The sequence below is a fragment of the Leptospira terpstrae serovar Hualin str. LT 11-33 = ATCC 700639 genome, assembly GCF_000332495.1.
Lineage (GTDB): Bacteria > Spirochaetota > Leptospiria > Leptospirales > Leptospiraceae > Leptospira_A > Leptospira_A terpstrae.
Genome location: NZ_AOGW02000006.1, coordinates 161,612 through 184,311, shown reverse-complemented (window position 1 = coordinate 184,311; position 22,700 = coordinate 161,612). Strand labels below are relative to the sequence as shown.

At 39.6% G+C, this 22,700-nt stretch carries 21 protein-coding genes; 13 read left to right on the top strand and 8 right to left on the bottom strand.

Annotated elements, in window-relative coordinates; all coding sequences use genetic code 11:
- Window positions 1-52: 52 nt before the first annotated feature.
- The gene (gene leuS, locus LEP1GSC203_RS02760; protein WP_002972500.1) at window positions 53-2,656 is read right to left on the bottom strand and encodes a leucine--tRNA ligase; all 2,604 of its coding nucleotides are present in this window, start codon (window positions 2,654-2,656) and stop codon (window positions 53-55) included.
- A 419-nt stretch (window positions 2,657-3,075) separates the two neighbouring features.
- Here leuS and LEP1GSC203_RS20075 point away from each other — a divergent pair, with 419 nt between their 5' ends.
- Genes LEP1GSC203_RS20075 through LEP1GSC203_RS02750 form a run of 3 tightly spaced genes read left to right on the top strand, consistent with a single transcriptional unit; the run spans window position 3,076 to window position 6,526 of the window.
- Window positions 3,076-3,210 (top strand): hypothetical protein, encoded by a 135-nt coding sequence (locus tag LEP1GSC203_RS20075; protein ID WP_002972432.1) that lies wholly within the window; start codon window positions 3,076-3,078, stop codon window positions 3,208-3,210.
- On the top strand, window positions 3,210-3,986 hold the full coding sequence (locus tag LEP1GSC203_RS02755) for an ABC transporter ATP-binding protein (RefSeq protein ID WP_039937015.1): 777 nt from the start codon (window positions 3,210-3,212) through the stop codon (window positions 3,984-3,986). The genes LEP1GSC203_RS20075 and LEP1GSC203_RS02755 overlap by 1 nt, the downstream gene beginning before the upstream one ends.
- A complete protein-coding gene (locus LEP1GSC203_RS02750; protein WP_002972801.1) occupies window positions 3,983-6,526 on the top strand; it encodes an ABC transporter permease in 2,544 nt (847 codons plus the stop codon). The genes LEP1GSC203_RS02755 and LEP1GSC203_RS02750 overlap by 4 nt, the downstream gene beginning before the upstream one ends.
- A gap of 57 nt (window positions 6,527-6,583) precedes the next feature.
- On the opposite strand, the gene fcpA is transcribed toward LEP1GSC203_RS02750, so the two are convergent.
- Window positions 6,584-7,486: a flagellar coiling protein FcpA gene (gene fcpA, locus LEP1GSC203_RS02745; RefSeq protein WP_039925880.1), complete on the bottom strand. Its 903-nt coding sequence runs from the start codon at window positions 7,484-7,486 to the stop codon at window positions 6,584-6,586.
- A gap of 233 nt (window positions 7,487-7,719) precedes the next feature.
- On the opposite strand from fcpA, the gene LEP1GSC203_RS02740 reads away from it, so the two are divergent.
- Genes LEP1GSC203_RS02740 through panB form a run of 3 tightly spaced genes read left to right on the top strand, consistent with a single transcriptional unit; the run spans window position 7,720 to window position 9,842 of the window.
- A complete protein-coding gene (locus tag LEP1GSC203_RS02740; protein ID WP_039937012.1) occupies window positions 7,720-8,583 on the top strand; it encodes an ATP-binding protein in 864 nt (287 codons plus the stop codon).
- Window positions 8,584-8,587: 4 nt separating this feature from the next.
- A complete protein-coding gene (gene folK / locus LEP1GSC203_RS02735; protein WP_002972700.1) occupies window positions 8,588-9,061 on the top strand; it encodes a 2-amino-4-hydroxy-6-hydroxymethyldihydropteridine diphosphokinase in 474 nt (157 codons plus the stop codon).
- Window positions 9,036-9,842: a 3-methyl-2-oxobutanoate hydroxymethyltransferase gene (panB, locus tag LEP1GSC203_RS02730; RefSeq protein ID WP_002972392.1), complete on the top strand. Its 807-nt coding sequence runs from the start codon at window positions 9,036-9,038 to the stop codon at window positions 9,840-9,842. Before folK ends, panB begins: the two co-directional genes overlap by 26 nt.
- Before the next feature lie 3 nt (window positions 9,843-9,845).
- Here the strand turns inward: panB and LEP1GSC203_RS02725 are convergent, their stop codons facing one another.
- The 4 genes from LEP1GSC203_RS02725 to LEP1GSC203_RS19835 are packed head-to-tail and all read right to left on the bottom strand — an operon-like array spanning window position 9,846 to window position 13,390.
- Window positions 9,846-10,895: a 3-deoxy-7-phosphoheptulonate synthase gene (locus LEP1GSC203_RS02725; protein WP_002972498.1), complete on the bottom strand. Its 1,050-nt coding sequence runs from the start codon at window positions 10,893-10,895 to the stop codon at window positions 9,846-9,848.
- Between the two features lie 2 nt (window positions 10,896-10,897).
- Window positions 10,898-11,239, bottom strand: a complete 342-nt coding sequence (locus LEP1GSC203_RS02720) for a rhodanese-like domain-containing protein (protein WP_002972274.1) — start codon at window positions 11,237-11,239, stop codon at window positions 10,898-10,900.
- Entirely contained in the window at window positions 11,239-13,179 is a 1,941-nt protein-coding gene (locus LEP1GSC203_RS02715) for an ABC-F family ATP-binding cassette domain-containing protein (RefSeq protein WP_002972696.1), read from the bottom strand. The genes LEP1GSC203_RS02720 and LEP1GSC203_RS02715 overlap by 1 nt, the downstream gene beginning before the upstream one ends.
- Window positions 13,180-13,228: 49 nt before the next feature.
- A complete protein-coding gene (locus tag LEP1GSC203_RS19835) occupies window positions 13,229-13,390 on the bottom strand; it encodes a hypothetical protein (protein WP_002972752.1) in 162 nt (53 codons plus the stop codon).
- A gap of 110 nt (window positions 13,391-13,500) precedes the next feature.
- Between LEP1GSC203_RS19835 and LEP1GSC203_RS02710 the strand changes: the two genes are divergently transcribed.
- Window positions 13,501-14,337, top strand: coding sequence for a YihY/virulence factor BrkB family protein (locus LEP1GSC203_RS02710; protein WP_002972415.1), 837 nt, complete (start codon window positions 13,501-13,503; stop codon window positions 14,335-14,337).
- On the opposite strand, the gene LEP1GSC203_RS02705 is transcribed toward LEP1GSC203_RS02710, so the two are convergent.
- Window positions 14,322-14,735, bottom strand: a complete 414-nt coding sequence (locus tag LEP1GSC203_RS02705; protein WP_039937010.1) for a hypothetical protein — start codon at window positions 14,733-14,735, stop codon at window positions 14,322-14,324. The two genes, LEP1GSC203_RS02710 and LEP1GSC203_RS02705, sit on opposite strands and share 16 nt — an antisense overlap.
- Window positions 14,736-14,889: 154 nt before the next feature.
- Between LEP1GSC203_RS02705 and LEP1GSC203_RS02700 the strand changes: the two genes are divergently transcribed.
- From LEP1GSC203_RS02700 to LEP1GSC203_RS02685, 4 genes are read left to right on the top strand one after another with little or no spacing between them, the layout of a single operon-like run.
- Window positions 14,890-15,330 carry a hypothetical protein gene (locus LEP1GSC203_RS02700; protein WP_002972507.1) on the top strand — a complete coding sequence of 147 codons (441 nt, stop codon included), beginning with the start codon at window positions 14,890-14,892 and terminating at the stop codon, window positions 15,328-15,330.
- Window positions 15,311-15,883, top strand: coding sequence for an LIC12231 family lipoprotein (locus LEP1GSC203_RS02695; protein WP_002972523.1), 573 nt, complete (start codon window positions 15,311-15,313; stop codon window positions 15,881-15,883). The genes LEP1GSC203_RS02700 and LEP1GSC203_RS02695 overlap by 20 nt, the downstream gene beginning before the upstream one ends.
- Before the next feature lie 5 nt (window positions 15,884-15,888).
- Window positions 15,889-16,788, top strand: a complete 900-nt coding sequence (locus LEP1GSC203_RS02690) for a sulfite exporter TauE/SafE family protein (RefSeq protein WP_002972753.1) — start codon at window positions 15,889-15,891, stop codon at window positions 16,786-16,788.
- 53 nt (window positions 16,789-16,841) lie between these two features.
- Window positions 16,842-17,642 (top strand): EAL domain-containing protein, encoded by an 801-nt coding sequence (locus LEP1GSC203_RS02685; RefSeq protein ID WP_002972597.1) that lies wholly within the window; start codon window positions 16,842-16,844, stop codon window positions 17,640-17,642.
- Here LEP1GSC203_RS02685 and LEP1GSC203_RS02680 read toward each other — a convergent pair.
- Window positions 17,639-18,823, bottom strand: a complete 1,185-nt coding sequence (locus tag LEP1GSC203_RS02680; RefSeq protein ID WP_039937008.1) for an Acg family FMN-binding oxidoreductase — start codon at window positions 18,821-18,823, stop codon at window positions 17,639-17,641. The genes LEP1GSC203_RS02685 and LEP1GSC203_RS02680 overlap by 4 nt on opposite strands.
- 52 nt (window positions 18,824-18,875) lie before the next feature.
- On the opposite strand from LEP1GSC203_RS02680, the gene LEP1GSC203_RS02675 reads away from it, so the two are divergent.
- Together LEP1GSC203_RS02675 and LEP1GSC203_RS02670 are read left to right on the top strand one after the other, a co-directional pair.
- The gene (locus LEP1GSC203_RS02675) at window positions 18,876-19,550 is read left to right on the top strand and encodes a DsbA family oxidoreductase (RefSeq protein WP_002972372.1); all 675 of its coding nucleotides are present in this window, start codon (window positions 18,876-18,878) and stop codon (window positions 19,548-19,550) included.
- Window positions 19,551-19,612: 62 nt separating this feature from the next.
- Window positions 19,613-22,699, top strand: coding sequence for an efflux RND transporter permease subunit (locus LEP1GSC203_RS02670; protein WP_002972553.1), 3,087 nt, complete (start codon window positions 19,613-19,615; stop codon window positions 22,697-22,699).
- Window position 22,700 lies beyond the last annotated feature (1 nt).

Below are 22,700 nucleotides of genomic sequence, written 5' to 3'. Positions count from 1 at the left end.
TGTATGTTGTGATAAAAAGTAGTTTTGATCTAAACTTCGAAAGAAAAGTAATTTATCCCGCCACTACGATATTGACGAGTTTTCCCTTCACATAGATTTCTTTTTTGATTTCTTTCCCTTCCCAAAATGGTTTAGCTTTATCCACTGCTTTGGCGAGAGCTAAAACTTCTTTTTCTTCAATATCCCTTGGAGCAAGGAACTCTCCGCGCATTTTTCCATTCACTTGGATCACTATAGTGATGTTGGCATCTACCAAATACTTTTCGTCCCATTTGGGATAAGGATGGTATGCTAGTGATTCTTTATGACCAAGTTTTTCCCAAAGTTCTTCTGCCAAATGAGGGGCATAAGGAGAAAGTGCCAAAACAAAAGGTTCTAAAACTTTTCTAGGTTTTCTAGGATTCGTTGTGAATTCATTGATGAAGATCATCATTTGAGACACGGCCGTGTTGAATGAAAAACTATCGATATCGTCTTTTACTTTTTTAATCGTACGATGTAGGGTTTTTAGTTCCGCTTCGTTTGGTTCGATGTCTTCTACAAAGAAGGATTCGTTTTCCCCTGAGTGAAAGAGTCTCCAAACTCGATTTAAAAATCGGAATACTCCATCCACTCCGTTTTTACTCCAAGGTTTGGACATTTCAAACGGACCCATAAACATCTCAAAGAGACGAAGTGTGTCAGCACCAAATTCAGAGACTACATCATCGGGATTGACAACGTTTCCACGAGATTTAGACATTTTGCCTTTGTCTTCTCCTAAAATCAATCCTTGGTGGACTAACTTTTGGAAAGGTTCCGGGGATGAAACATGTCCTAAATCAAAAAGAATTTTATGCCAAAACCGTGAGTATAACAAATGCAATACGGCGTGTTCTGCCCCACCCACGTAGACTTCCACAGGCATCCAAGCCTTTTCCAGTTCTGGATCAATGAGTTTGTCATTGTTTCTTGGGTCAATGTAACGAAGGTAATAATAACAAGATCCTGCCCACTGCGGCATGGTATTGGTTTCTCTTTTTCCTACTTCTCCTGTTTCAGGATCAGTATATACAAGCCAGTCTTTCGCAAGTGCTAGTGGGGATTCGCCAGTACCTGAAGGTTTGAATTCTTCTAGATCAGGTAACACTAATGGAAGTTCGGAATCAGAAAGAGCCTTTGGTGTCCCGTCGGCAAAGTGAACGAGTGGAATGGGTTCACCCCAATACCTTTGTCTGGCAAAAAGCCAATCTCTTAGTTTGAACTGGACTTTTTTACGACCAATGCCTTTTTTTTCTGCCCAAGTGGACATGGTTTGGAAGGCATCTTTGTAAGATTTACCATCTAACACCACTTCTGTGGAAGAGGAGTTGATACAAACAGATTCTTTGGAATCAAAAGCAAAATTCGGTTCCATTTTTCCATCGATCACTTGTTTGATAGGGAGTTGGAACTTCACAGCAAAGTCGTAGTCTCTTTGGTCGTGAGCAGGAACCGCCATGATGGCTCCAGTCCCGTAGGATATTAAAACATAATCAGAAATGTAAATGGGAACCTTTACAGTAGAATCTGTTGGTAAATTGGCGTAAGATCCTGTAAACACACCTGTTTTGTCTTTGTTCAGTTCGGTGCGTTCCAAATCACTTTTTAAAGAACAATCTTTTTGGTATGTTTCTACTGCCGCTTTTTGTTCTGGAGTTGTGAGCTCAAACACCAGTGGGTGTTCGGGAGCAAGGACAAGGTATGTGGCACCAAAAATAGTGTCGGGTCTTGTGGTATAAACAGTAATTTCTTTAGAAATAGAAGGAACGGAGAAACTAAGTTCCAATCCTTCGGATTTTCCAATCCAATTTCTTTGCATTTCTAAAGTGGATGTAGGCCATTCACAGAGAGAAAGATCACTTAGCAGACGTTCGGCGTAAGCAGTGATGCGCATCATATATTGGCGCATGGGTTTTCTTTCTACAGAATACCCTTTGGAAGTCCATTCTTCTACTTCTTCGTTGGCAAGAACGGTTCCCAGTGCCTCACACCAATTGACGGGAATGTTTGCTTCATACACCAAACGGAAATGAGAGAGAATGTCTTCTTTTTCCTTTCGAGATTTGGATTTCCATTCAGAAGCGGAAAATTGGAGACCTTTGGGTAATTCCTTTCCTTCAAAGAAGGAAGATCCTTCCGTTTCTAAGGTTTTGGTCAGTGTGGCAATGGGAAGTGCTTTGTTCTCTTTGCGATCAAAGTAGGAATTGTAGATTTGAAGGAAAATCCACTGGGTCCAACGGTAATATTCCGGGTGTGTGGTCGAAATTTCCCGGTTCCAATCATAAGATAAGCCAAGGCTTTTGATTTGGCGGCGAAAGGTATCAATATTGTTCTTTGTGGTGGTGCGAGGGTGAACTCCCGTTGTCATTGCATATCGTTCTGCAGGAAGACCAAAGGCGTCCCATCCCATGGGATGAAGGACTTCAAATCCTTCCATTCGTTTGAGTCGTGAAATGATGTCGGTGGCTGTATATCCCTCTGGGTGGCCTACATGCAGTCCTGCGCCACTTGGGTAGGGAAACATGTCTAAACAATAGTATTTAGGTTTGGTTGAGTGTGCGTTTGTGCGAAAGGTCTGGTGGTCGTCCCAGTGTTTTTGCCATTTTTGTTCAATATCTTGGAATGGATAATTCATCGACTAACGTAGAGAAAGTGTAGTAATTCTACTTTCTCACGGAGTCGATGATTTTTACAAGCTTTTTGAAACTCTTGGACAAACAAACTTTGCAGAGATTGTATTGATAAAGGTTCGTGACGGATCCACATTCCGCACAAGGTTTAAGATTATTGATTTTCACATTCATAAAGTCTGCAGTATTTATCTTTGTATTGCATTCGAGCATTCTATATTTACCTGTATGAGTCCGCTTATCGACAGTGCTGTTCATAACTCCCCAAAATTCCCAAAAACAGGGAGAGGGGAAACACTACGATGAAGTTACTTTATATGAAACCCACCCTTTGGGGTCAAAAAAAATTAGGAAGTACACTCAAAAAGATAAGTAAATTTTTGTCAGATTTTTTTTCAATCTGTGCAATATAGTTGGAACGAAAATGAAAATAAAAAAAATTATAACTGTTATGGAAAAAATTGAAAAATCATTGTTAGGCGGTGATTTTCTTATTAAATGCCCGTTATTAGTCATGTCTCTTTTGTTAGGCGATAAAATCTTTGGGGGAAAAACCTAGTGTTGGAATTTAAAAATGTGTTCAAGTCATTTCACAATGAATCGGAAACGATTGATGTGTTGAAAAATATTTCATTTCGCATTGAAACAGGTGAATTTGTAGCGATTATAGGCCCGTCTGGCTCAGGTAAGTCAACATTACTCGGTGTAGCGGCCGGTCTAGATAAACCTGATACTGGGGTAGTTGCATTAGATGGAATCGATGTGACTTTGGAAAATGAATCGAATTTAGCTGATTTACGTGCAGATCGGATTGGTTTTATCTTTCAAAACTTCCAATTACTTCCCGGACTCAATGCAATTGAGAATGTAGGGATCCCTTTATACTTAAAATCTTCACTGACTGAAGCAGAGATTTTAAAAAAATCAGAAAAGATATTGGAATCAGTATCTATGTCCCATCGTGCCACTCACTTCCCAAAACAGTTGTCAGGTGGCGAAGAACAAAGAATTGCCATCGCAAGAAGTTTTGTAAACGATCCTAAGATTATTTTTGCAGATGAACCCACAGCCAACTTAGATTTTAAAAATAGCAAAACCATTCTTGACCTTCTTTTATTTAGAAACAAAGAACAAGGAACCACATTAGTTGTGGTAACTCATGACCCTGATGTGGCAAAACTTGCCGATCGTGTGTTGGAAATGAAAGATGGGGAAATTATTTCAGATTCAAGGAATCAAAAGAAAAGGAAATCGGTTTCTTCCAGAAAATTGGCTACAAAAAAGACCACCAAACAGAAGAAAACGACCATCATTTCGAAGAAGGGAAGTCGATGAAAGCATCTCTGTTTCGCTTTTATCTAAAAAGGGAATTATTCTCAAGATTTCGGTATTCTTTACTGATTGTAGTATCGATTACACTCGGTGTTGGCTCTGTGATTGGGATTCATTCCTATAAAGACAATACCGCAAATGCCATCAAACGTGAGGCAAAATTGATTATGGGGGCCGATATTGCCCTGCAATCTCCCCAAGAAATCACCAAAACTGCAGAAAAATTGGTGGAAACCAGCCTTCCCAAGGGCTCAGAAACCAGTGCTTCAATTCAGTTTTTATCCATGATATCCAATGAAACGGGGGAAGAGAACTCCCTAAGTTTTATCAAAGCAGTCGAAACAAACTATCCGTTTTACGGAGAAATGAAAACCGAACCGGAGCTTGCGTATCGGAATTTAAAACCAAACCAGGTTTTACTTGATAAATCTTTAGTAGAGAACTTAAAACTGAAACTTGGCGATCGTGTTCGTTTGGGAGATAGTTTACTTGTGTTAGCTGGTGTTGTTGTGAAAGAACCAGGTGCCGTAGGTTCTTTTGTGGGATCAGCTCCAGGATCCATCATTTTGAGAAATACGGCAAACCAAACGGGTCTTGTACAACGCGGAAGTCGCATTCGTTATACCATTTATGCAAAATTTCCAGATTCAATCGACAGTTTGGATTGGAAGGACAAAGAATTTGAATCTCTGATCAAAGAAGATTTAACCATCTATCATAACACGGAAGTCAATTCTGGGTCCCAACAGTTTATCAAAAACACTTTTGATTATATGGCCTTACTGGCCCTTGCTGGTTTTTTCTTAGGAGCCATCTCTGTTTATACAGCAGTAAGAACAAGGTTACTTGAAAAACGAAATGAAATTGCAATCCTTATGTGTTTGGGAGCCAAACCAAATGTAATTTTACTTTTGGTCTTTGCTGAAATTTTGATTTTGTCTATTTTCGGGACCACTCTTGGACTTGGCCTTGGGTATGGAATCCAATCTATCTTACCTGATATCAGCGGGCTAATGTCTGTAGAAGCAGGGATAGTTTTTGGATTCTCATTTTCTTCCATCCTTTGGAGTGTAGTGCTTGGTGTTGTACTTCCGTTACTGATTTCCATTCCTCTTGTATTAGAAACAAGATCAGTGAAACCTCTTGCCGCATTGAAAGAAGTAGAATCACAAACCAGTGGCAATCTATCTACATCCAAATGGCAATTCGGATCATTTCTTTTAATTTATATTCTTTTTACAAGTCTTGCAGTCCTCGAAACAGAAAGTATATTCAAAGGGATTCTTTTTACACTGATATTGTTAACCTTACCAGTTCTTGTGTACGGATTGTACATTCTTCTTGGAATCTTTATCACAAAAATTTCAAAACTGGGATGGCTTTCAAAAGAGTGGAGCCTTGTTACTAAAAAAGTAACTCGTAAGTCAGGAGCACTGCGTCTTTCCATAATTGGCCTTGGGTCTGCTTTGTTTATTTTGACTTTGTCTCTTATCTTACAAGAAAGTTTACTGGAACTGAGCGGTGCAAGGGAGATCGAACGAAGGCCTAACATGTTTCTTCTAGACATTCGAGAAACACAAAAGAATGACCTACTAACGGCAATTAAAGCTTTTCCTGTGGAAAAACAATATTTGGCACCTGTGATTGGAGCAAGGCTTTCCAAAGTCAATGGAGAACCCATCAAAAAAGAAGATACCATCAAAAATGCCATGGATCGCAATTGGCGTGCTACAGCGAGAACTAGGGAATACTTTCTTTCGTATCGGGATGAGTTGTATGATACAGAAGAGGTAACCAAAGGGAATTGGTGGAATGAGTCGGGCCGAAATGAAATTTCTGTAGAACGGGATTTTGCCGGATATTTGCAAGCGGGAGTAGGGGATGAACTTACCTTTAATGTCCAAGGCCGTGAAGTTTCAGGAAAAATTACAAACCTTCGTTCTGTGAACTGGGCCGATATGAAACCAAACTTTGTAGTTTTATTTTCTAAAGGAATTTTAGAAAAAGCTCCCAGGTTTTATATCGTTTCCTTACTGATTGATACAAACGAAGACAGATACCAATTACAAAAGGTAATCGTAAATCAGTTCCCTAATATCACTGTCATCGATACGGAAAAAACCATCCAAGCCTTTATGGGAATTTTGGAGAAAGTGACTCAGATGATGGCACTGATGACGGCCTTTATTCTGGCGGCATCTTTTGTTCTCGTATTTACAACGTTATATGCAAGCCAAGCGGAAAGAAAACGTGAATTTGCATTGTTGCGTGTGATAGGTGCCAACAGTCGTTTTATGGTAAAACATTTTTTAAGGGAAGCACTGCTTGTTTCTATCATTTCGTTTTTACTCGGACTGATATATTCTGTAGTTTCCAATGAAGTGCTAAACAGATCTGTTTTGGAGCTAAGAAGTGTTTATCCTTATGGACAACTCACTTTAGTGTTTGTGGGAATCTGTTTTGTAACGGTGAGTTTGTATGCTCTCGGACTTTTTAGTTTCTTTCGAATGCCAACAAAAACCGTTTTAAAAGAAATCAAATAAAACAAAAAAGCCCGGTTTGTATTCCGGGCTTTCTCATTGAAAGAGATGTTTTCGGGATTATTGTGCTACCGAAATAACCTCATCTCGGTTGATTACGTTAACAATATGTTTGTATTCAGGAGAATCCTTTCCATATTTTAACTCAGTGGCACGTAGTAAGTGAACGTTCTTTTTGTAACGATACTTGAAGAGCATATCATCTGGTCCTTTGGACTTTTTGATCATGTTTTCTTCGAAGCTGTATGCACTTGCTAGATATTTGTGAGCAGGATATTCTTTCTCATTGTCATCAATTTCGATGTAAAGTTCAAGAATTGGGATGGTTTGAGGAAGATTTTGAAGGTCATACTCAGCCATTACCCAAGAACGGTAAACATCAGAAAGAAGTCTTTTAAACTCAGGTCTTTCTCTTAAGTCAGGGTTTTTAATTTCGTCAAGGTGGTTGATCGCTTTAGAGAAGTAGTTGAGAGCGTCTTGTTTCGCTTTCATTTTTTCACGGTAAACTACGCGTTCTTCTCTGGATTTACGATCTACTTTTTGCCAGTACCATTTTTCATCTAAGCGTTTCTTTTCAGCTTCTTCTTTGCGGTACTGTTCAACCCAATCTCTATTTTTCATAACGGTATTGATACCGGATTGGTAGTTTGAAAGAGCCAAACGGAATTGGTTGTTCGCGAAAGTTTTAGAAAGTTGGTGTAACTCTTGGAAAGTTTTGTTATACCCTTTAAAATCAGGATTCTTCCAAAGAGATTCCTGTTCCATAATTTCTTTCTTTCTCTTCTTTTGGTCTTCGGTAAGTTCCGCATCGTCATTCTCAGGAACGAGTTCGCCTTTGAGAAGTTCGTCGACTTGGTCTTTAGCCGCTTGGCTATCTTGAGCGTTCGCAGGCTGAGTTTGTGCGAAAAGCACACTGAAGCCGGACACCAGTTGGAGAATAAGGAGATACTTAATAATCTTCATAGTCGTGTGACCCTTTTGTCTCTTTCAATATTTTGAAGGAATAGGTTTATCTATTTCTTCAATGAAAGTATCGGAATGGCAAGAGTCAATAATAACGAATTAATGCGGAAAAAAACCTAATCATGAACTTTTTCTTCCGATTCTCTTGGATTTAAAGGGACATAAGTCCTTAAACACCTAAAAAATCTCATTCCTTGACAGCCTAGTGAATTAAAGAAGATTGCTCCTTGGAGATGAATTTATCCGAAATTACTTCCATCCGAGACGGAAATCCGCAGTGTAAAACCTGTGGAGGGGTCGGAATTACCTTAGCAGAACATGTGCGAGGATCGCGTTCTGGGGCTCTAGTCCTATGTCATTGTATTGGTAGCGACTGTAACACTTGTGAGTCGAAGGGGCAGCCCCCTTATATGACTTTTGACCGAAAATTGGACAAAATGCTCCCTTGCGTTTGTCACAACGCCCGGTTCTCCCTTCGTAACCTAGAGAATTTAGTCGAAAAAGCAAACATTCCTGCTCGGTACCGTTTCCAATTTTTGTCCACAATTGACATTGGAGATACAGCGAACGATCCTGATATGTCCTTTATCATCGCACATGACTGGGCCAATGAACTAGTTCATAAATTTAAGAACCCTGATTTTTCCCCACAGGGATTTTATCTTTGGGGTGGGACAGGATCTGGGAAAACCTTACTCGCTTGTGTCATATTGAACGAACTTATCTTTCGTTATGGGATCACTTGTAAATATGCAAAGGTCAACAAAGACTTTTTATCAGCGATTCGCGATACTTACCAATCCGATAGTGAAACCCATGGACAAGAACGTTCCATTGAAAAGGAATTTGCAAATGTTGATGTTCTTATCATTGATGACTTTGGTGTCCAAAAGGAATCTGAATTCAACAATCGTAAGTTATACGATTTGATTGATAGTCGTTATGAACAAGAGAAACTCACTCTTCTCACTTCCAACCATTCATTAGTCGAATGGAGAGACAGAGGCCAAGGTCGCATTTATTCACGACTGATGGAAATGACCAAAGAAATTGAATTAAAGTGTCCGGACTATCGCACTAAGTTTGTAAAGAGGTAAGATCATGAAATATTCCAACATTGCCTTTTTGTCATTAGGATCCAACATAGGTGACAGACATCATTTTATGGACCAGGCAATTTGGGAAATTTCAACACTGCCCGAAGTTCAAATTTTAAAACAATCGGAAAGATTGGAAACCGCTCCCTTAGAAAATACCAACCAACCTTATTTTTTAAATCAAATTATCAAGGTGATGGTATCTTCTGCCTTTACACTTCCTTGTTTATTAGATTCATTGCAAGGAATTGAAGACAAATTGGGTCGCAAACGTAGGTCTTGGAAGGGACCTCGCGAAATCGATATCGATATCCTAACCTACGAAGCAGTAGTGATGAAAACAGATTTTTTACACCTTCCTCATCATTCCCTTTATTCTAGACCTTTCATAAAACAATTGTTAACTGATATGGGAGAAATTGGAGTTTATGCACTCTTTTTGGAACTAAACCATGAAAAACATTATTCTACAGTATAAAAAAAAATACGATGCGGGAGAACCCATCTCCGTAATCACTTGTTACGATTATACCTTTGCCACACTTTTTAACCGAACCGAAGTAGATTGTTTGCTTGTGGGGGATTCTCTCGGAATGGTGATCCAAGGAAACCAGTCCACACTTCCTGTCACACTGGATGAAATCATCTATCATACTAAGGCAGTTTGTAAAGGAGCTCCTGACAAAACTATCGTTGCCGATTTGCCATTTTTATCTTACCAAACCTCTATTGAAGAAGGGATCCGTTCTGCTGGCCGAGTTTTGAAAGAAACCAATGCTTCTTGCGTGAAACTAGAAGGGGATTCTGACTTTATCATCGAACTTACCAAAAGGATGACAGAATCCGGGATTCCAGTTTTTGCTCATTTGGGGCTTACTCCTCAGTCGGTGCACACTCTCGGCGGACACCGTGTCCAAGGAAAAACCGAAGCCGCTCGTTCCAAAATGATCCGTAAATCCAGAGAACTCGCGGAAGCAGGCGCCTTTGCTTTGTTACTCGAAATGGTTCCCGAATCCTTAGGCAAAGAAATAACAGAAGCCATCCGCATTCCTACCATTGGCATTGGGGCAGGAAAGTATACCTCGGGTCAAGTGCTTGTGATGCAGGATTTACTGGGTCTGAATGAAGACTTTCATCCTAAGTTTTTGAAGAAATTTGGGAATCTCAGTGGGGCAGTGAAGGATGCGGTGAATTTATACCACCGCGAAGTTTCTAAACGTGAGTATCCAGCGGAGACCCACGTTTTTTCTGATACTTAAGGTTTACTTTCTTTTTTTAGCCGCTTCTGCCAATCGTTCGAGCATAGGAACTGTCGTTTCCCAAGAAACACAAGCATCCGTGATGGACTGACCATAAACAAGTGGTTTGGCATCGATGGACTGATTTCCTTCTTTGAGATGGCTTTCAATCATCACACCCAAGATATGATTGCTCCCTTTGGCAAATTGTTCGGCAACCGCATCGATCACACTGGGTTGTTTACGAAAGTCTTTTTGGCTATTTCCATGAGAACAGTCTACCATCACTTTTGCAGGAAGGCCGGCTTTTTCAATTTGTGCACAAACTTCAGTGACAGACGCCTCATCATAGTTAGGTCCTTTGTTTCCCCCACGTAAAATCACATGTGTGTCTTTGTTTCCCGCCGTACGAAAAATCGCACTACTCCCTTGGTTGGTGACGGAAAGGAAATGGTGACTTGATCCCGCAGACCGAATGGCATCTACTGCAATTTGTACATTTCCATCCGTTCCATTTTTAAATCCAATGGGAGCGGACAAACCAGATGCCAATTCACGATGCACTTGGCTTTCCGTGGTTCTAGCACCAATGGCACCCCAAGCTACTAAATCAGCAATGTATTGGGGAGAGATCACATCTAAAAATTCGGTTCCGCAAGGGATTCCCATATTATTTAAATCTAACAAAAGTTTGCGGGCAAGTTGTAGGCCTTTGTTGATATGAAAAGATCCATCCAAATCGGGATCGTTGATGAGTCCTTTCCAACCCACAGTAGTTCTTGGTTTTTCAAAATAAACTCTCATGACGATAAGGAGTTCGTTTTTGAATTCTTCAATTTTGGGTTTTAATTTTGATGCGTATTCCATTACGGCACCAATGTCATGTACAGAACAAGGACCAACAACAACTAACATACGTTTATTGTCTTTTCCGTGGATGATGTCTGATATTTCACTTCTTGTGCGGACAACGACTTCACAGGCTTGGTCTGTCAATGGAAACTCTTCCATAATGACAGAGGGAGGAATCAGACTATGTTGTTCTAAAATTCTTAAATTGGCTGTAGGTTTCATAATTAATACTTTTGCATGGAGGGATCAACTAAGTCGGAATAAGCTAAGGTGCCCCCAGCTACGTTTTTGTAGGATTTGAATCCAGCTTGGGCCAAAATTCCACAAGCCATTCCCGACCTTCCACCCGAACGGCAATACACTAATATTTCTTTATCGATTTGGCTTTTTAACTCTTCGATACGGGCAGCAAGTTCACTCACGGGAATGAGTTTGTCTGTACCAGGAACGAGAGCAATTTGTTGTTCGTTTGGGTTTCTTACATCCAATACAAAAAAATCATCTTTGCCTTCTGCGCGTGCATCCAAACGTTTTTTAAAACTTACTACATCAATTTCCGGTACCATTATGTGACTCCGCCCATTTCTTCTAGTTCTTGCGTTGCATCCTCCCAACGTTTCGTAAGGAGAGCAACTTCTCTTTTAATATCGTTATAAGTGTCCATTTCCAACTGAAAACTTCTGTTTTTAAAGAACTCTGGATCCTGTAAAAGTTCCTCTTTGTCCTTTTTATTTTTTTCCAGTCTTTCTATTTGGACTTCCAAATCGGAAATTTCTTTCTCTAATTTTTTCCGTTTGTTTTTGCTGGCCTGAGGATTTGCTTTTTTTTCCTCGAACTTCGCTTTGCCCAAAGGATTTGGGGCCGGCGATTCCTTTTCATCTTCCTTATGGAACTTGAGGTAGTCGTCAAAACTGCAATTTAGGTTTTGTAAAACACCACCGGAGAGTTGGAAGGTGCGGTTACATAGTCCCTTCATAAAATCCGGGTCGTGGCTGATGATGAGTAGGCTTCCTGGAAAGTCGATGAGGGAACGTTTGATGGCTTCCCGAATTACTATGTCCAAATGATTGGTCGGTTCATCCAAAAATAGACAATTGGTAGGATGTTGGACAAGTAGGGCCAACCGGAGGCGGCTTTGTTCTCCACCTGATAAGTGTTTTACGGATTTAAACACCCCGTCCCCGGGAAACGCAAAGTGTCCAAGGAGGGTCCTTGCTTTTTCTTCGCTGAGTTCTGGGTATTTTTTTATGACCGTTTCTACAAGATTTAAACTTTCGTCCAAATCTTCGCCGTGTGTTTGCGAGAAGTATCCGAGTTTGGTTTTAGGTCCATAATAGAGAGAACCAGAATCTAGTTTGTGTCTCTCTAAAAGACAACGCATGAGAGTTGATTTTCCTGCACCATTGGGACCAACGAGCGCCACTTTGTCGCCTGCTGAAATTTCAATCTCTGCATTTTCAAAGATTTTCTTTTTCACTCCTGTATTTTTATCAGGATAAGAAAAAGAGGCATTCTCTAAACGAAGGATGATATTACTCGAGGGGACAAATTGAAATTGGTAGTCTGGCTTTTGGTTCCAGAATGATTCTTCTGGATTTTCCACTCGGTCTCTTTTTTCTAATCGTTTGATGACCGATTGGACTTGCCTTGCTTTGGTTGCTTGGGCACGAAATCTTTCTACCCATTCCATTCGAGACTTAAGATAAGTTTCTTCCTTTTCGAATTGGGCTTTTAGTTTTTCTTGGATTTCATTTTTTGCTTCAAAAAATTCTTCCAAACTTCCTTGGAATTCAAATGTTCCATGAGGATTGATTTCAATGATAGTATCGACTGTTTGGTTTAAAAATTCAGGATCATGGGTCACAAGAACAAAGGCTTGGTTTTGTGAAACAAGAAAGTCAGCTAACCAAGATTTGGTTTTGTCGTCCAAATGGTTTGTAGGTTCATCCAAAAGTAATAAATTATGCGGATTGAGAAGGGCAATGGCAAGGCCGATGCGGTGGTGGTAACCCGGTGAAAATTCTTTGGTTTTGCGAAGGAAGTCAGTTGTGGAGAAACCAAGCCCCGATAGAATTTTTTTTGCTCTGGCTTCCAGACCGTGTAAGTCGTGTAAGTGGGCAAATTCTTCTAGATCACTTTGTTCGTGCAGGAGTTCTTCAAAGGCAGGATCTTCATGATCAATGGTTTCGAATTTGGATTCGATTTGTTTTCGTTTCCCATCATATTCAGCATAGAGTTTGTTTTCATCGAGGACAGTATCGATGACCGAAGTTTCAGGACTAAATTCGGGGATCTGTTGGAAAAGGGAAAGGACCGTATTTTTCGAACGAATCACTTCTCCGGATTCCGGTTTCATCTTTCCGGCTGCCATCTGGAAAAGGGTCGTTTTACCGGATCCGTTGGGACCGACTATGGCAACGCGACATCCTGGTTTGATATGCCAGCTGAATCCCTCAAAGAGGACTTTGGGGCCGAAATGTTGGTGGATTTGGATGAATTGGATCAAAGGGTATGAAAACCCGCCAATGCGGCGGGGAATTTAGGAGGGTCTAACCTTATTTCTTAGCTAGAAGTTCCTCTTTTCTTTCACGAAGGTGTTTCACATAAAGGCTTGATTCACCGTTCATGGTTTCAACAGACTTTTTAATGGCAGCGTCAATTTCGGCTACAGTCATCTTCGCGATTTTTTTGTTCTTATTTTCTTTTTCTTCTGACATGGAAGTTTTCCCCTTTTAGGTACGTCACTGAGATTCTTCCAGGGTTTCCTTGGTAAATGAGACTGCAAGAAAAATAAGACAAAAATACAGACAAGTTCCAAACTGACCGCATGAAACGCCTCAGACGATTTTTCGGTGAAGTTTACCAGTACGATGTCCATGGCCTTGCTTCGGAACTTTCGTTTACCTTCCTTTTGACTTTGTTTCCCCTACTGGTTGTCTTTGTGACCCTGCTTGGTCTATTGCAGGATCCAAGAACCATCAATTTAATGACGGACCAAATCGGTAAATTTTTGCCAGCACCCATTTTCCAACCCATAGACAAAAGTGTTGAGAATTTAACAAAGGTTAAAAGTTATAATGTGATCGCTGTAAGTATTGCGATTTCGTTTTTTTCCAGTTTGACTATCTTTGGAACGATCTCCAAAGCACTTCGATTTATTTCTCGGGACGAAACCAAGGTTGGTTTTATCGCTTCCCAGTGGATCAACTTTCGTTTGCTTGTGATTTCACTTCTACTTCTTGTTTTGTATTTTTATCTTACCTTTGGTTTTGTTGCCGCAGAACGATTTTTGTTTCAAAAGTTCCGGTTTGGTTTTTTTAGATACAATCCGTATCTATCGGTCTCTCTCATCTCTTTGCCGTATTGTGTTGGATTATTTACATTCTATTATGCTTATATTACCAAAGCAAAAACCACTTTAAAGGAAAATTTACCAGGAGCTATTTTTGCCTCCTTACTGGTTCTTGGAATGAGTTTTGGATTCCAATGGTATTTGAAACTGAAAAACGTAGGTGTGAACTATTCCTTAGCCTATGATTTGATTTCGAAAATGGTGGTACTCATGTTGTATACTTATATCAACTCTACTTTTTTCATTTGGGGATTTTTATGGAACCAAGTCCTTGCCGATGATCGAAATAAAAAATCTCAATCTAAAAAATAATCGGGCTCTAAGATTCTAGGACAAAAAGAAATGATGATTCCGAAATAATGGCGTGCAAGGGAATGAAAGAGCCATTCCCCACCGGAAGAAAGGATATCATCAGCATCTAAATCAGTGTATCCTTTTTTATGAAATAACTGGTCTAGACTCCAGTTTTCTTCTCCTGGTATCACTTGGACTTTGAGGTGTGCATAAAATTTATTCTCTAAACGATGATAACGAAAGACAAGTGCTCTGCCACCTAACGGATTTCTGATGGTGAAGGTAAGCCAAGAAGGAAAATCATTTTCTGGTTCTGAGCTCAAGTGGTAAAGTTCCCATCCAATATCTTTAGCATTTCCGAAAAATTCTTGAAAGCTGGATGTAAAAGCAGATTGGTATTCGGCAGTAATCCCCATTTGTTTTTTTGATAGAAATGGAACCCCAGTTTTATTGCAAATTCTATCTCGGTTTTTCTTAGTAAGTTTTAAATGGTTTTTTGATAAATAAAAACAAATTCCGGTTTCCCTATGAATGAGACTCGATAGGATGGGGACTTGAGGTTTGTAACCTATGATCGAAACCATCAATATCAATTGGCCGAGCGGAGCCATCGATCCCATCATCCATTGCCCAGCCTGCGGTAGTTTAGTCTTAAGTCCGTTAGAAGAAGAGGGGCCTGGTTGCCATCACATTCAATTTATCATAGATAGTGAATCTGGCGAATTTAACTACATCACAGAACCATTCGATGAAATTTTAAAAGAATTTCGGAAACCCGATGTAGAAGGTTTTGATGAATGGGATGCCACAGAAGGGTTTTTAGAAGAAGCAGAATCCAATACATTCTATGTAATGAATTTGATTTTACCTAGTAATGTTTCCATAGAGGATGAACCTGTTTGTTTAAGAATTGGTTTTGAACTATTTTTTACTGAAGACCAAGAAGAATTGTACGAAGAATTAGAAAGAAGACATGACGAGGAAGGTTTGCATGACCATAGCCAAAACTAAAAATACACCGATTGCGATCGTAACAGTTGCACTTTTATTATTTACCAATTGTTTGATCAGTTATAAAGATCATCCTAAAATCCTTCCTCTTCCTTCCGAAGAAAAAACAATCGATGCAAACTTTGTTTATGCACTCCCAACATTTCCCCAAATGAATTTAGGGGGAAGGGAAGCACTCAAGAATTACTTTCAAAACAAAACTCGTTTTAAAACAACAGTGGAAGGGGTGGACGTACCAAAGACAGGATATTTAGTGAATGTGAAAGTAAATTACCGTTCTCCTTCCCCTGAGGCGACAGTGTTTCTTGGAATTTCTACTCTGACTGCAACTCTCCTTCCTGCTTGGTCTACACAAGATGGTTATGATGTGCAGTACCTTCTCTATAAAGATGGAAAAAAAGTAGGAACCTATGACTATCATATCTTTCGAAATTATGCGCAGTGGTTACTTTTTGTTCCTATATCCTGGTACAATTTTGAAACGGCAACAGAACGAGAAGTGTTTGAAAGAACCACACTTAAGTTCTTTGAGGATGCTAAGGAACATTTCTAAAACCGTTGGATTTCAACTTTCAAATTTACCATGATTTTGTCTGGGGATTTTGGCCTGGGATCATCGTTGTATTTGGAGTTGGATTTTTAGTTGGGTATTTAGCCTCTTTTTTAGGATTGGGAGGAGGGTTTATTTACACTCCCTTCTTCCATAGTTTCTTTCACCTTACGGCCGTTCAGGCAGTTGCCGTATCATTGGCACAGATGCCGGTTTCTTCTCTTTCTGGCCTTTTTGTTTATTACAAAAACAATAAAATCCGCTGGAAACAAGGTTTCCTTTTGTTAGTCACATCCATTCCGTCGGCCCAATACACTGCATATAAATTCGGAAGGTTTGAGGATACAGATTTCGGCAAACAGTTGTATTACGGAATTCCTTTATCAGAATTCATTTATTTGATCGTGTTTACTTTCTTTTTAGGAATCCTTGCCATTTATAATTTGATTACCGCTTTAAAGAGAAGAAGGAAATACTACCAATCTTTTACAGAGAAACCACCTAATATAAATCATGCGGAATCGTTTTCTTTTTCCACAAAATCCATTTTGATTGTTCTTTTTACAGGAATCTTTTTTGGTTTGTTTTCTTCTTTATTTGGCATCGGGGGAGGATTTCTTGCAGTTCCCCTCTTTGTGTATTACTTTCGTATGAGTCCCGTGGAAGCAGTGGCCACTTCCTTCTTGGGAATTTTTCTTACATCCTTTGGAACGAGTGTTTTGTTTTTTATGCAAGGAAAATTACATTTGGAACTTGCCCTAGTAGGAAGTTTTGGAGGGATTTTCGGTGCAAGGATTGGTTCTTTAAAGGCTGTGAATGCCAAACCATATAGCATCCTTCTCGTCACCGCCATCTTCCAATTTTTGGTAGTGGTTTGGTATGTGCTCGGAAAACTTCCCAAATTCTAATTGCTTAAATTCGTTTGGATCAGTAGATTTCGTCTAAATTACACAACGGTATTATGAAATTTAAATTTCCCGAAGACCAACTCGTTACTATACCAGAAGGTAAAGTTCCCAAATTATATAGCTGTGCAGAATGCCGAAATGGAGCAGGCCTTGATTTTTCCTTTACGATGGCTTTCCAACCCATAGTGGATTGGAACAAAAAAACGATTTATTCTCATGAAGCCTTGGTGCGTGGAATTACTGGAGAATCTGCATATTCGATTCTTTCCAAAGTCAATGCAACGAACAGATACCAGTTTGACCAAGCATGTCGAATCAAAGCAATCCAACTCGCAAGCCAGATCCAAATTCCTTCCTATTTAAATATAAATTTTTTACCCAATGCCATTTACCAACCGGAAACATGCATTCGTACCACTTTAGAGGCAAGTCGAGAATACCAGTTTCCACTCAATCGTTTGGTATTTGAGTTAACTGAAGGGGAAGAAGTACAAGACCACGACCATATCATTAAAATATTTAAAGCATACAAACAATATGGTTTTTTAACGGCAATTGATGATTTTGGCTCTGGTTATTCTGGTCTGAACTTACTTGCGAAATTCCAACCCGATCTCATCAAACTCGATATGGAATTAATTCGTAACATTCATCTCAATTCTGTGGCCCAAAAATTAACCCATGCGATAGCAGGTGTTTGTCGTGAGATAGGGATTGCTGTCATTGCGGAAGGTGTGGAAACAATAGAAGAATTGAAAGTATTAGTAGATTCGGGAATCCATCTCTACCAAGGGTATTTATTTTCCAAACCTGCTTTTGAATCAGCAGGTGAGGTTACTTTTCCCACTCTCTAAACTAAAAAACTTTCGAATTCGCGTCTAGGGGAATCATACTCATAGGAACTTCTTCCCATTCGTGCGATCAATTGGATTTGTTCCTTTGGTTTTAACCCCAGAATCGTTTTTAGTTGTTCGGTGAAGATTCTACTTTCTGGATAATCTTCCACTGATTGGTTCATTGTATGGAAGGTTATGTTACGCACAGCACAAGCCAATGTGAAGCGCATAAAATCTCTTCCCGTTTCAATCCAAGTTCGTTCTTCGTCAGATCCTTCCGTGATAAAGAATACCAAAGCTTTAGAAGAATACACTTGGTTTTTAAACATTTGAATTCCCGCATCTTTGGAGGATTCAGAATGCCAGGCTTCTTTCGATAGATCCACAAAAAAAGTTTTGGCAAACCAAAGTTTGATTCCAGAAAGTCCATTTCCTTCCAGTGTGAGTCCATCTCTATTTTTATAGATGTCTTCTTTGGATACACGAAACCATTTACGGTTTAATTCATTGGATTCCGTACGATTGGTTTCCATGGCAAAGGCAGAATCAAGGAGAGGTAGGATGGATTCTAATTTTTTTGGATCATTGAGAAAGAGTATTTTGTGTTTGGAGGGTCCCGTTAACATTTTTAAATCATCCATCTCTTCTTCTGTAATCATTGGTCCCGTATAAACGGAACGGTTCATCCGGCGGGAAGGAATTCCGGCAAATAAGAAGTCATGAACACATTTAGATTTAGGAAAGATTTCAAATTTTGCTACTGGGTTTCTATTGAATGTTTTAGAACTAGGTTTCCCATTGGGGAAGTAGGTAATTTTAGTATCAAACATTAGTTTATCGGCTGTTAAATGAGCCAATTCTAAAAAAGCCCCTTGCGTATGAAACAATTGGCGGTTCAAAGAATCAATTTCCTGGAGTTGTTTATCCCCATCACCAAAAAGTAAAAATTCAGAATCTGAAACCCGCCTGATTTTCCAGGGTTGGGAATTATGGGAATTGGGGGCAAGGAGTGCTGTGACAAGGATCTGGTCCAAAGGTTTGGTGAACCCGAGCGATTCCGCATAGGCAAGGGGGTCTTTCCTATGGTTGGCCGAATCCTGTGCGGTATAACCGTACAAGTGATTTTGTATTGTGGAAAGGGAAACCAAGGCACCTGAGGCAAAACTGTTAATTAGAAATCTTTTTCTTGTGAGCATCATTATTTTCCCATTTCTGGTTTTAGACCTTAATTGAACCGGAGTCTAACCTTAAATGTCAACCAACTCTGAACCTTTTTCCATTGATATCGTATCCGATGTAGCTTGTCCCTGGTGTTATGTTGGAAAAAAGAAACTGGAGTTGGCCCTCCAAACCGTAGGTAATAAAATCGATCCACAAGTTCGATGGAGGCCTTTTCAATTATCTCCCGAAATTCCCGAAGAAGGAATTGATTATAAACAGCACCTAACACAAAAATTTGGAAGTTTGGATCGTTTGGATGGTGCTTGGCAAAGACTCACGCAAATAGGAAAGGATGTAGGAATTTCTTTTCAATTTGAATCGATACCAAAGGCTACCAACACATTGGTATTACATGCACTGGTTGCCGGACTTTCTAGTTTGGAAGAACAAGCTAAATTAGTAGATTTATTTTTTTCGGCCAACTTTACCGAAGGAAAGGACCTTACAGATAAAGAAGTCATTTGGAAAGTAGCCGAGCCTGTTTATCAAGATCGTATTAAGTTTGATGCCGTTTTTGCAGACCCAGAACTCAAAGAACATATCCGCCAAGAAATATCCTATTACCACCAAAATGGAATTAGTGGGGTTCCTTATTTCATAGTCGGTGGAAAGTATGCGGTGAGTGGGGCACAGGATACTTCGGTTTTTGTGGAAGTGATAGAAACTGTATTAAAAGAACGCGAGTCAGAAAACCAAAGTCAATAAATTTCTTTTCATCTTGACCCAACATTCAAGATTACTAGGTTGATTAAAATCGAATTATATTTATGAAAAAAATTATCCATTTCTTCGTCTATAAACCATTAGTTGCTAACTTGGTTTTTATCTTTTTGTTCCTTGCGGGAATGATCTCCGTGCTTTCCATGAAACGAGAAGCATTTCCGAGAGTGAATTTTCGTCAAGTGCGTGTCCTTACCGTTTATCCTGGTGCCAGTCCCGTCGATGTGGAAAAAAAAGTTACCATTCCCATCGAAGAGAAGTTACGCGAGGTGGAAGGTTTAGATTCGGTCCGTTCTATTTCTCGTAACTCAGAATCCGATATCAGTATCAAAATCGATTTAGAACACAACAATCCAGATGGTGTTGTAAACGATATCAGACGTGCAGTGGACCGCGTAACCAATTTACCATCCACTGTCAAAGACAGACCCATTGTAACGGAACAAAAGAGTTCCAACTTTCCTGTGTTAGAAATTGCGATCCATGGTGCTATGGATGAGATGGAACTTCAGGAAATGGGTCGCTTCATTGAAGATGAAATGCGTAAAGTTTCTGGGGTATCTCGCGTGGATGCCTTTGGAAAACGAAAAGAAGAGTGGCGGATTCGTGTGGATCCCGACTTGAAAAAAAAATACACTCTTGGTTTTTCCGATATCATCAATGCCATATCTAAACGAAACATCAGTGTTCCTGCAGGATCTTTTTTACGTCCCATCACCCAAGACATTCGGGTCACAGGAGAGATCAGTGAAATCAACGATATAAAAAATATTCCCATCCGTTCGAATGAAACAGGAAATACGATTCTTTTATCACAAGTAGCCAATGTAAAAGATACTTATGAAAGGCCAAGGGTCATTGCCGTTGTGAATGGGGAACCTGCCTATGTCCTTCAAATCATTAAAAAAGACAGTGCAGATATCATTCGTACTGTAGAAGCAGTACAGGGACGAATTGCAGAATTAAAAAAACAAATTCCAGCAAATATTCAATTTACGGAACTAAACAATGAAGGTGCTCGTGCGATCAAACGTTTGGATGTGGTAATTACCAATTCACTTCAAGGTTTGTTTTTGGTTGTTGTGGTTCTTATTCTCTTTTTTAGTTTTAAAGATTCACTTTTAACAAGTCTCTCTTTGCCATTGACATTGTTTGCTACGACGATTGCGTTTCCTATCTTTGATGTTTCTTTCAACTTAGTATCAATGCTTGGGATTATTATCTCCCTGGGAATGCTTGTCGATAACAGCATTATCATTTCTGAAAATATCTATAAACATAGATCCAGAAAAATGGATTCAAGAGAAGCAGCTGTCCTTGGAGCTAGTGAATTGTTTGTTCCTATCATTGGTTCTTACCTCACAACAGTCGCTGCCTTTTTACCGATGGCATTTATGTCTGGGATTATGGGGAAGTTCATTTGGCAAATTCCCTTTATGGTAATTGTTGCTCTGACCTTATCTTTATTTGAATCGTTTTTACTACTTCCAGTTCGGTATGCGCAGTTCACATCACATGAAGTCAAAAAACGTTCGAAACACCGTGAAAAGTTTCGTATGGTTTTAGACAATGGATTTGAGTCTTTAAAATCTGGATTTACACGTTTCATTACAAGGGTTGTCAAACGTCCTTTCTTAAGTTTAGGTTTGATTCTCATTGTGTTTTTGTCGTCTTGTGGACTTGTCGGACTTATGAATTTCAATTTATTTCCAAAGGAAGGGATTGATTATGTACTCGTTCGTGCAGAATTTCCTCCTGATTTTTCTGCCCAAGAGACCTCAAAACAACTGCAATACTTTCAGCCCATTTTGAATAAAATTCCTAAATCGGAAGTGCAAAGTATCATTCTAAAAATAGGAATCCAACAAACGGATCCTACCGACCCATTAACTCGGATTGGAGAACAACTGGGAATGGCACAAATCATTCTGGTTCCAGAAACGGAACGTAATCGTACGGCTCAGGAAATTTTTGGAGAATTAGAACCCGATTTAAAAAAATTACCGAATGCTGTTTCCGTGATGGTGGATTTGGTTGTGAACGGCCCTCCCATCGGTGCTGCGGTGACTGTAGCCATCGAAGGTCGTGACTACAAAGTATTAAAACAGATTTCGAACGAGATGCAAGGATTCCTTAAAAAACAAGAGGGAGTGATCAACATCAATGATGATTACAAACCTGGACGAGAAGAAATTCAAATTCGAGTAAAAGACACAGCATCTGCCATAACGGGAATCGATACAGAAATTACAGCCTACTATGTTCGCACCGCTATGGATGGACTCGAAGCATCTAACCTTCGTAAGGGAAAGGATGAAGTTCGAATCATTATCCAAAATGATGACAGATTTCGAGATGGAATTGAGGATCTAGATTCGATTCAAATTTCAAATAAATTTGGCCTCCTAACACCGATTACAGCCGTGACTACAAAAACTACGGTACAAGGGATAGAGGCTTTATATCATAATGACTATGAAAAAGCAATCACTGTCCTTGCGGATGTAAATGAAGCTGTTACAAGTTCTTCTATTGTGAATGGAAAAATTGTAGATGAGTTTGGAAATATTGGAAAAAAATATCCAGGTTATAAAATTAAATTTAGAGGAGAACAAGAAGAAACTGCTAAGTCCATGGTTTCCCTTCTAATCGCGGGAGTTCTCGCACTCTTTGGAATTTTTGCGATCCTTGCGATCATATTCAATAGCATCAAAAAACCAATCCTCATTTTGTTATCCATTCCTTTAGGGTTTGTGGGTGTGGTGTTTGGATTTTTGATTTCAGGGAAGGCTCTTAGTTTTCTTGCTATGATAGGTATCATTGGTCTTGCGGGGGTGATTGTAAACGCATCCATCGTACTTGTGGATACCATCCAAGAATTCCAAGCGAAAGGAGAAGGGTTGTATGATTCACTGATCACCGCATCTTCTGAAAGGTTCCGACCTATTTTGGTAACAACCATGACAACCATGGCCGGTATGATCCCAACAGCATATGCGATTGGTGGATCGGATCCTCTTCTCATTCCAATGACACTTTCCTTGGCCTGGGGACTTGGATTTGGAACCTTTGGGTCCTTGATCTTTATCCCGGCAAGTTTCTCTGCTTACTACAAACTAAAGAAAAGAAAATAAA